Here is a 1,160-nt window from a genome sequence, read left to right as displayed (position 1 = left end):
GGGGTCCCCGACGGCAGCGTCGTCCTGGACGTCCCGGAGGACCTGCCGATGGTGGCCGTCGACCCGGGTCTCCTGGAGCGGGCGGTGGCCAACATCGTGGAGAACGCGGTGAAGTACAGCCCCGACGGTGTACGGGTCCTGGTCACGGCGGGGACCATCGCCGGGCGGGTGGAGCTGCGGGTGGTGGACCGGGGCCCGGGGGTCCCCGACGATGCCAAGGACCGGATCTTCGAACCCTTCCAGCGGCACGGGGACGCCCCGCGCGGCGCCGGGGTCGGCCTCGGCCTCGCGGTCGCCCGCGGCTTCGCCGAGGCGATGGGCGGCACCCTCGCCGCCGAGGACACCCCCGGCGGCGGCATGACCATGGTCCTCACCCTGCGCCCGGCGGCGGACCACAGCCCCGCGCTCCCCGACCTCCCGGCGACCGCCGTGTCGTGAAGGCGTTCCTCGGCGGTTCGGAACCGTCATCCGCCGCCGAGCTACCCGGTGACGGCTGCCTGAAGGGCCCTTACGTCTCGGGCAGTTCCACGATCACCAACGTGCCCCGGCTTCCGGGGCGGACCGTGTGTGCGGCTCCCGCCGCCACCACGAACAGCTCGCCCGCCCGTACCGTCACGTCCGTGCCACCCACCTCCAGTTCCAGCCGGCCGTCCAGGACCAGCAGCGCCTCGGCGGCCTCGTGGCTCTCTTCCTCGACCGGTGAGCCGTCCATGCGCAGCACCTTCACGCAGGCCGCCCCGACCGTGCCCAGCAGGCGGGAGCCCCAGGCCCGGGGCAGGCCGGCCGCCGTCTCCGCGAGATTGACCGTGCTCATGACGCACCCCTCCCCGCGGACCAGGTCGGTCGTGCCGAAACGGGCCCGCACACAAAGATCAGTGGATGCCGTGAAAGCTACCCGGCCAGGAAGAACAAGTGGTCGACCGTCCGGCAAAGCCCGTGGCCCGGCCAGGAGCGGCGGACCGGAAGCTAATCGCCGGGCGACTTCGCCGACCCCGTCCTCACCTTCGCGCCCCCGGCGCGCTGAGGCGCCGGCCAGCTGTGGACCGGGGCGCCGGTCGCGCTGAGTCTCAGGTAGTGGCGGGCCGTCGCGGTGTCCGACCCGAGCACGCGATGGGCCCGGCGCTGCCAGTGGGCCCCCGAACGCCCCGCCCGTACCCGGG

2 protein-coding genes and 1 pseudogene are annotated in these 1,160 nt (G+C 74.2%); 1 reads left to right on the top strand and 2 read right to left on the bottom strand.

Annotated features, from left to right (window positions below):
- A partial coding sequence (locus GT042_RS35660; RefSeq protein ID WP_237531530.1) for an ATP-binding protein occupies positions 1–438 on the top strand: 438 nt, incomplete at its 5' end.
- 70 nt (positions 439–508) lie between these two features.
- Here the strand turns inward: GT042_RS35660 and GT042_RS35655 are convergent.
- Together GT042_RS35655 and GT042_RS39700 are read right to left on the bottom strand one after the other, a co-directional pair.
- Complete coding sequence (locus GT042_RS35655; protein WP_161312822.1) at positions 509–814, bottom strand: cupin domain-containing protein; 306 nt, start codon at positions 812–814, stop codon at positions 509–511.
- 152 nt (positions 815–966) lie between these two features.
- Positions 967–1,160, bottom strand: a pseudogene (locus tag GT042_RS39700) (glutamate--cysteine ligase); the annotation flags it as partial.

It is taken from the genome of Streptomyces sp. SID3212, assembly GCF_009865405.1.
Classification (GTDB): Bacteria; Actinomycetota; Actinomycetes; order Streptomycetales; family Streptomycetaceae; genus Streptomyces.
This window is presented reverse-complemented; position numbering and strand designations above follow the sequence as displayed.

Coding starts and splice junctions, on each gene's coding strand:
- GT042_RS35655 (WP_161312822.1), bottom strand. CDS start 814: ATGAGCACGGTCAATCTCGCGGAGACGGCGGCCGGCCTGCCCCGGGCC.